Origin of the sequence: Arthrobacter sp. CAN_A212 (genome assembly GCF_015752345.1) — a bacterium.
Lineage (GTDB): Bacteria > Actinomycetota > Actinomycetes > Actinomycetales > Micrococcaceae > Arthrobacter_D.
Genome location: NZ_JADOUT010000017.1, coordinates 67,973 through 75,798, shown reverse-complemented (window position 1 = coordinate 75,798; position 7,826 = coordinate 67,973). Strand labels below are relative to the sequence as shown.

The 7,826-nt window shown below is 63.1% G+C and carries 7 protein-coding genes and 1 pseudogene; 5 read left to right on the top strand and 3 right to left on the bottom strand.

The genetic code is table 11. The features are described from left to right. Positions 1-130: 130 nt before the first annotated feature. Positions 131-361, top strand: a pseudogene (locus IWX64_RS12955) (transposase); the annotation flags it as partial. Positions 362-556: 195 nt separating this feature from the next. Here IWX64_RS12955 and IWX64_RS12950 read toward each other — a convergent pair. The 3 genes from IWX64_RS12950 to IWX64_RS12940 all read right to left on the bottom strand — a co-directional run bounded on the left by IWX64_RS12950 (position 557) and on the right by IWX64_RS12940 (position 3,248). Further along, complete coding sequence (locus IWX64_RS12950; protein ID WP_196867533.1) at positions 557-1,663, bottom strand: hypothetical protein; 1,107 nt, start codon at positions 1,661-1,663, stop codon at positions 557-559. 251 nt (positions 1,664-1,914) lie between these two features. Continuing rightward, on the bottom strand, positions 1,915-3,075 hold the full coding sequence (locus tag IWX64_RS12945; protein WP_245345730.1) for an EAL domain-containing protein: 1,161 nt from the start codon (positions 3,073-3,075) through the stop codon (positions 1,915-1,917). Further along, positions 3,072-3,248, bottom strand: coding sequence for a DUF1059 domain-containing protein (locus tag IWX64_RS12940; protein ID WP_196867532.1), 177 nt, complete (start codon positions 3,246-3,248; stop codon positions 3,072-3,074). Before IWX64_RS12940 ends, IWX64_RS12945 begins: the two co-directional genes overlap by 4 nt. 264 nt (positions 3,249-3,512) lie before the next feature. Here IWX64_RS12940 and IWX64_RS12935 point away from each other — a divergent pair, with 264 nt between their 5' ends. Genes IWX64_RS12935 through IWX64_RS12920 form a run of 4 tightly spaced genes read left to right on the top strand, consistent with a single transcriptional unit; the run spans position 3,513 to position 7,825 of the window. Further along, the gene (locus tag IWX64_RS12935) at positions 3,513-4,610 is read left to right on the top strand and encodes a LacI family DNA-binding transcriptional regulator (RefSeq protein ID WP_196867531.1); all 1,098 of its coding nucleotides are present in this window, start codon (positions 3,513-3,515) and stop codon (positions 4,608-4,610) included. 26 nt (positions 4,611-4,636) lie between these two features. After that, positions 4,637-5,929 (top strand): ABC transporter substrate-binding protein, encoded by a 1,293-nt coding sequence (locus IWX64_RS12930; protein WP_196867530.1) that lies wholly within the window; start codon positions 4,637-4,639, stop codon positions 5,927-5,929. An 11-nt stretch (positions 5,930-5,940) separates the two neighbouring features. Continuing rightward, positions 5,941-6,891, top strand: coding sequence for a carbohydrate ABC transporter permease (locus IWX64_RS12925; RefSeq protein ID WP_196867529.1), 951 nt, complete (start codon positions 5,941-5,943; stop codon positions 6,889-6,891). A gap of 1 nt (position 6,892) precedes the next feature. After that, the gene (locus tag IWX64_RS12920) at positions 6,893-7,825 is read left to right on the top strand and encodes a carbohydrate ABC transporter permease (RefSeq protein WP_196867528.1); all 933 of its coding nucleotides are present in this window, start codon (positions 6,893-6,895) and stop codon (positions 7,823-7,825) included. Position 7,826: the final 1 nt, after the last annotated feature.

The following is a 7,826-nucleotide window of genomic DNA, read 5'->3' as shown; positions in this document are numbered from 1 at the left end:
ATGACCGAGGGGAAGCGCCGCCTGATCGATGACCCTCACCGGTTCGATGGCGTGAGTGCTATCGGCGTCGATGAGCATGTGTGGCGGCATACCCGGGGCGGTTCACCTACATCCACACGTGGCAGGGGTTCGGATCGTGTGCACGACGAACGCGATCGAGTCTGTGAACGCGAGGATCCGGAAAGCTGTCCGCTCCCGAGGCCATTTCCCCAACGAGCAAGCCGCTCTCAAATGTGTCTATCTGGCCGTGATGAGTCTCGATCCGACCGGCCAGGGAAGGGCCCGCTGGACCTAACGCTGGAAAGGCGAACTCAACGCCTTCGACATCACATTCAACGGCCGACTGAGCGTCGGACGCTAAACAACACCCAAACTAGTTACACCGAAATCTTGACAGACCCCGTCGAGTGGACACTGGTGGGCCAGATGCGATGGAGGGCCGCTAAATATTGCGCGGTCGAAGCCGGTGTGTTTGCTGCTGAACTTTAAGCTGTCGAAACGGGCTTCCTCTGGGTGGGTCCCAGCGACATCGGGGTGATATCGGGTTGTTTGTCGCTCAGTATTTGTCTTCGGAGGGGGTTTTGGAGAGTTGTCGGCGGTCGTATTCGCGGGAGCTGAAGGTGGCTTTTTTGACGGCTTGTTCGTTGTCCAAGCTTGATCCGAGTGCTCCGGCGATGGTGCCCAGCGATGCGGAGAGCCAGGCGAGGTTGCGGTAGTTGTCGATGCTGGCGGGGTGGCCCAGTTGGACTGAGAGGAATTCATTGTCGATGATGATCAGTGCGCCACCGAAGATCACGGCAAACAGCCCCAGATACATCGCGATCGCCGCGCACAGGATCGTGATGACCGTAGCGAGGTTATAGCTCACGCGCCGTTCGGTGCGCTGGCTTCCCCGGGGGCGTTCCCACAAGTCGTTATGGACAATCAACCAGAGGGTCATGGTCGCAATGGAGAGCAGACTGATGGCTGCGAGCCGGGGAGAGCTGAGATAATCTGCCATGCTCCAAATGCTGGTGTAAAAGACACCGAACGCTCCGGTGGCTGTTGCTGCAGCCATGGCGCCGGAGAGTCCGGGCAGGATTCGCCAGGGGCGGTTGCCTCGTACCATGCCGCCTAGGAGCTGCGCCCTGCCGCGGATCCCTTTCAGTGTCTCGTACGAGTTTTGGTTGGCTTCTGGGGCGGGGGTGTTTCGTTCCGGGGAGAGGTCACGGGTGGCAGCAGAAACTTTGCCAAGACCTAGGGATCGTGCGTTCGCGGTTCCATGAAGCACGCCGATGGTTTGCAGAAGGGCCCGCTTAACAAGGTTCTTACGCATCACGCCCAGGGCGGGAAGAGAGATCATCGCTGAACCGTGTTCAATGTTGATACTGGAAATCATCGGGTCGGAATTGGCGTACTTGGGCAAATCTGTCAGGTAAACGAGGTAATCCCAGCCCAGCCGGTCACGGACTTCCTGGGAGTGGATGTTCAATTCCACTTCCCCATTGGCGTCCAGGGGGAGGGATTGTTCCTCGATCTCAACTGTCCATTCCACCTCTGAGTCCAGGGACGAGCTCAGCAACTGGGCTGTCGTCGATTGTAGTTTCTGGGCTAGCGCGATCGCCAGACCAGGGTCGGCCATCAATCCCACCGTTTTCTTCTTCACGACCAGTGCCTTACTCATTCGTTCAGGATAAGAGAACCGGCTGTGGAAGAACTAACCCAACGCAGGCCCGCCTCGGTGTCGCATAACCTAAGCGCCTCGTAACGCATGGGAATCAAGACACTGAGGTCCTCTCATGGGGACCACACCACCTTCACCGTCCAGCACGGCGGTTACGTTTCCGGAGGCCCCGGCTACGACCACACAGCCGGCGAGGGTCCAGCCCTGTTTGGAGAGTCCTTCGCCGCCTTCACCGCGCCGGACCTGAATCATCATGGCGATACCGGCGATGATGACGCCGAGGTCAGCGCCGCGATCATCCGTTCCAGTCGGGCGATCCCGGCGAACCGCCCGGCGTTGTCGGTCACCAGCAGCGGATCGAACCGGAGGGAGTGCTCCCGGGTCATCGAGCGGTCGAGGGCGTCCCCGAGGGGAGTGTCCAGGTTGGCACACATACCCTGGCTCACCACGCCGAGGGCCGCGGCGTCGGGCGTCACCAGTGAGACCGGCCGCAGGTCGGCGTCGATCAGCACCACCGATCCCAGCCCCGGGTCTCGGGTGAACGCGTCCACTGCCTGGGCCAGGGTCAGGACGGCGGGCGCGTGCTCGACGACGTCGCGCAGGACCGTGCGCTGAACACTTGCCTGCCGGGCAGCGAGGCGGTGCGCCACCTCAAGTTCCACCCCTGCCCACGGTGGCCCGGGCCGGGCCAGGAGATACCCCTGGACCAGGGGGACACCGAGGCTCACCAGGGTGTCGAGTTCCTCCACCCGCTCCACGCCCTCGGCAAGGATCCAGGCGTCGACCCGGCCAGCGAAAATGCCGAGCATCTCGATCAGTGCCCGTTTCGCCTCGTCGCGGTCGACGTCGACGATCAGCTCCCGGTCAATCTTGATCATTGAGGGGTGCAACTGCAGGAGGTGGCGCAGGCCCGCGTAGCCCGCACCGGCGTCGTCTACGGCGATCAGGGCGCCCGCCGACCGCAGCTGGTGAAGATCCGGTTCCAGCTCAAGGTAGGAGTCGATGGGAGTCTGCTCGGTGAGTTCGACGATCAGGCCACCGAGGTTGCCCTCCTGACCCCAGACGCTGCGGATCTGCTCGGTGGTCAGCAGCTCGGGGGAGACGTTGAGGGTCAGGAAGCAGTTGGGAGGCAGGCTCGCCCGCTCCCGCAGGGCCACCCGAAGGGTGGCTGACTCCAGGTCGGCGCTCCTGCCGTGACGGCGCGCAGCAGCAAACCAGGCTTCCGGGTTTCGCTCAGCGAATCCGGGGAAGCGTGCCAGCGCTTCGTACCCGACGACGGTGCCCCTGGAGGTGTCAACGATCGGCTGGTAGGCGGTGGCCACACCTTCGCCCCGGCAGGCTGCCGCCAGCAACGGTTTCCAGTCCGGTGCCGCCAAGGCACCGGACTGGGAGAGGTCGGCGGTGGAGCTCAACTCACCGGCTGGATGGCACCGCGGACGGACTGGACCAGCTCGTCCGGGATGGTGGTCAATCCGTGGGCCACGGCGGCATGGGTGCTCACCTGAACCAGGATCTCGTCCTCAGTGCTGCACACCCACCGGGCGTCGCAACCGGGAACCACGTCACCACATGCAAACGATTTCATCGGATCTCCTTGTACTACGCCTTCGTTGGCGCTGACTGTTTATGTTGTGGTTATTTTTCGGCCCCGATATTTATTCGCCCCGGCGGCACAGAAAGACTGCTGCTTCACCAGGTCAAACCCCCAATACTCGAAGACTTCCTTGACTATCGGCAACTGAACCGGTTTAGTCAACGTTACTTAACCGGTTAAGTGATACGGATCACTTCGCAGTTTAGCCGAGGCAACGACTGCAGCCGAACCATACAGACGAGGAAGTCGACACCGATGCGGGTAACGATCAGCGACGTAGCGCGAGCCGCCGGCGTGAGCAAAGGGGCTGTGTCCTATGCACTTAACGGCCAGGCTGGGGTCAGCGAAGACACCCGTCGGCGCATCCTCAGCACCGCCGCAGCCCTCGGTTGGACTCCCAGCCTCCGTGCCAGGTCGTTGTCCTCCTCGAAGGCCTATGCGCTGGGCCTCGTCATCGCCCGGGACCCCCGGCTGCTGGGAAGTGACCCGTTCTTCCCGTCCTTCATCGCCGGCATCGAAACCACACTCGCCGATAGGGGCTACTCCCTGGTGCTCACCGTTGCCACCAAGACCGGCTCCGAGGAATCCAGCTACCGGCGGTTGGCACATGAGGGCCGCGTGGACGGGGTCATCCTCAGCGACATGCGCACCAATGATTCCCGGATCGCCCTGCTCCTGGAACTGGGGCTCGCCGCTGTCACACTGAACCGGCCGGAGACACCCTCACCTTTTCCAGCTGTCTGCATGGATGACACCGAGGGCATCAGCGAGGCCGTCCAACACCTCATCGACCTGGGCCACACCCGGATTGCCCATGTGGGCGGAAGCCAGTACTACATCCACGGCCTCAGCCGTCGGAACGCCTGGGCGAACACCCTCGAGCTCAACGGGCTGGAGACCGACCTGTTCATTGAAGCCGATTTCGGGGCCGCCGAGGGGGTGGCGGCGACCGCTGATCTGTTGGGACGGGCCAACCCGCCGACAGCCATCGTGTACGCGAACGACATCATGGCGACCGCTGGCCAGGCCTACGCCCAGCAGCAGGGCCTGCGCATTCCGGATGACCTCTCGGTCACCGGCTACGACAACACCGAGTACGCCCAGTACCTCAACCCGGCCCTCACCAGTATCGGCAGCGACCCGCTGCGTTGGGGCAGCGCCGCAGCCCAGGTCCTGCTCAACCAGCTCGAAGGCACCCACGACGGCGACGATGTGATTCTTGACGCCCCACGACTCATTACCCGCGGATCCACCGCGGCACCCCACGCCCGGAACACCTCACCGGCAGTCAGTAACAGCGCATCACCAACAACCGCGCACCAGCAACACAGCACCACCCACAACGATCAGTAACGACAATGTGATCTAGGAGAAACGCAATGACGCGATACACCAAACGAGCACTGGCCATCACGGCCACCGCCATGATGGGTCTGGGCCTCGCCGCCTGCGGTGGCGGCGGTGGGGACGCAGCCGGAGACGGCGAGCTGACCAGCGGCCCCATCACCATCTGGTACTCAAACAACCAGGACGAAGTCGCCTGGGGCGAAGCCATGGTGGAAGCCTGGAACGCTGACAACCCGGACCAGGAGGTCACCGCCCAGGAGATCCCGGCCGGCACCAGCTCCGAAGAGGTGATCGCGGCGGCGATCACCGCGGGCAACGCCCCCTGCATCGTGATGAACACTGCACCCGTCGCCGTCCCTCAGTTCCAGGAAATGGGCGGACTGGTCCCGCTGGACACCTTCGAGGATGGGGTGGAATACGTCGAATCCCGCAGCGGCGACGTCGCCGAACAGTACAAGTCGGCCGACGGCCAGTACTACCAGCTGCCGTGGAAATCCAACCCCGTAGTGCTGTACTACAACAAGGACCTGTTCGAGGCGGCAGGACTCGACCCCGAGAACCCGCCGCTCGGCACGCAGGACGAACTCCTGGAAACCTCACGCACCCTCGTTGAATCCGGCGAAGTCGAGTACGCCATGTGGCCGTCACCGGCGGGCGAGTTCTACCAGTCCTGGTTCGATTTCTACCCGTTCTTCGCAGCGGCGACGGGTGGAACCCAGCTGGTCGTTGACGGCGGGGCCGCCTTCAACACCGAGGAGGGCAAGGCCGTCGCGGGCATGTGGCAGACCATGTACGAAGAAGGGCTCTCCTCCCAGGAGGCCTACACCGGTGATTCCTTCGTGGATGGCAAAGCCGCAATCGCCATTTCCGGGCCCTGGGCCATTCCGTACTATGGCGATGACGTGAACTGGGGGACCGCTCCGGTTCCCGGGCTGGCAGAGGGGGACGAGAGCTACACCTTCTCCGACGCCAAGAACATGGCCATCTACTCAGCCTGCGATAACCAGCAGACCGCCTGGGACCTGATGAAGTTCGCCACCAGCGAGGAACAGGACGGGGAGCTCCTGGAGATTACGGGCCAGATGCCGATCCGCACCGACCTGGCCGAGGCTTACTCCGAGTATTTCGAGGCCAACCCTGCCTACACCGAATTCGCCGACCAAGCCTCGCGGGCCGTTGAGGTGCCGAACGTGCCCAACTCGGTGGAAATCTGGCAGACCTTCCGTGACGCCTACGGCGCCTCGGTGATCTTCGGCAACGAAACCGTCGATGACGCGTTCACCGGGGCCGCAGAGGAAATCACCAATCTCGCCTCCGAAGAGTAGGCGGACCGACGGTGACTACTTCAACCACCGTCGGTAAGCCGCGGGATCCGGGCAGCAGCCCGGGTCCCGCCCCCCGCCGGCGCAAAAACCTGCTGGGACGCCAGCCCCTCGGGATAGTGTTCAGCGCACCGTACGTTATTTTCATCCTCGCGGTGCTCGCGTTTCCCCTCGGCTACGCCGTCTACATTTCCTTTCACGACTTCTTCTTCACCGCCCCGGGCGTCGCCGTCGAACGGCCCTTCGTCGGGTTCGATAACTACGCCGCAGTCCTCACAGATCCCGACGTCGGCCGGTCATTCGCGAACATCGGTGTCTTCCTGATCATCAACGTTCCCCTCACCGTGGGGCTCTCACTGGTGCTTGCCAACGCGCTGAACCGGGTCACCCGGCTACGCACGTTCTTCAGGGTCAGCTACTACGTTCCGTATGTGACGGCCAGCGTCGCCGTCGTCGGCGTGTGGCTGTTCCTGTTCGCCCAGAACGGGCTGGTCAACTCGATCCTCGGCCCGCTGGCCCCGGACCCGTCCTGGCTGGTCAACTCGGGCCTGGCCATGCCCACTATCGCCCTGTACGTGACCTGGAAGCAGCTCGGTTTCTTTATCCTGCTCTACCTGGCCGCGCTGCAGAACATCCCCGAGGAACTCTACGAGTCCGCGTCCGTGGACGGAGCCGGCAAGATCCGGCAGTTCTGGAGCATCACGGTTCCCAGCGTCCGGCCAGCCAGTTTCCTGGTGACGCTGCTTGCCACTATCACCGGCGCGAACCTTTTCACCGAGCCCTACCTCCTCACCGGGGGTGGCGGACCGGACGGTGCCTCGACATCGCCCGTGTTCCTGATGTACCAGCAGGGCATCCTGCAGGGCAACCCCGATACCGCAGCGGCACTGGGCGTCATCCTGGTGCTCGGCGTCCTGCTCCTGGCATTCCTCCAACGCCGCTTTATCGGCGGAAAGGACGACTGAAATGGCCAAGGACTTACAGCCAACCCTCAGCACGACGCCGGCCACCTCGGCCACCCCGGCCGTCACGCCGGTGCCGGCTCCCCGCGCCTCGTCGACCGAGAAGCAACGCGGGTTGCGGCCGGTCAGCTTCATCCTGCTCGCCATCGGTGCGTTCGTGTTCCTGTTTCCCTTCTACTACATGTTCATCGGTTCACTGCAGACCGAACCCGACACCTCGGTGGCCGGGGCGTTCCCCAACTTCGGAAACATCACCGGGGCGAACTACGTCCTGATCAACGAGTCGATCACTCTCTTTCGGGGCCTGGTCAACTCGGGGATCTTCACCGGTGGGGTGATCGCATGCACGGTCCTCTTCGGTATCCCGGTGGGATACGCGCTGGCGCAGATGCAATTCCGTGGACGCGGTGCGGTGTTCGCGCTGCTGCTGCTGGTGCAGATGGTGCCCTTCCAGCTATTGCTCATCCCGTTGTACGTGCTGATCGTGCGTGACTACGGGTTGGCGGACAGCTACCTGGGCATGATCCTGCCATTTGCGATCAACTCCACCGCGGTCTTTGTGTTCCGACAGTATTTCCTGCAACTGCCCGCCTCCCTGTTTGAGGCGGCGCGGATCGACGGGGCGTCCGAACTGCGGATCCTGCTACAGATCGCCATCCCCCTGGTGCGGCCAGCGATCGTCACCGCCATCCTGCTCACGTTCATCGGACCGTGGAACGAGTTCCTGTGGCCGTTCCTGGTCACCAAGGACACCGCGTTCCAACCGCTCGCGGTGTCCCTCGCCAACTACATCTCCAACGTCGCGGCAACCGCCGCCAACCCGTTCGGAGCCATCCTGGCCGGTGCCTGCGTACTCGCGGCACCCGCCGTCGCACTGTTCATCGTCTTCCAACGACAGTTCATCTCCACCAATATCGGATCAAGCGCAAAGGGCTAAC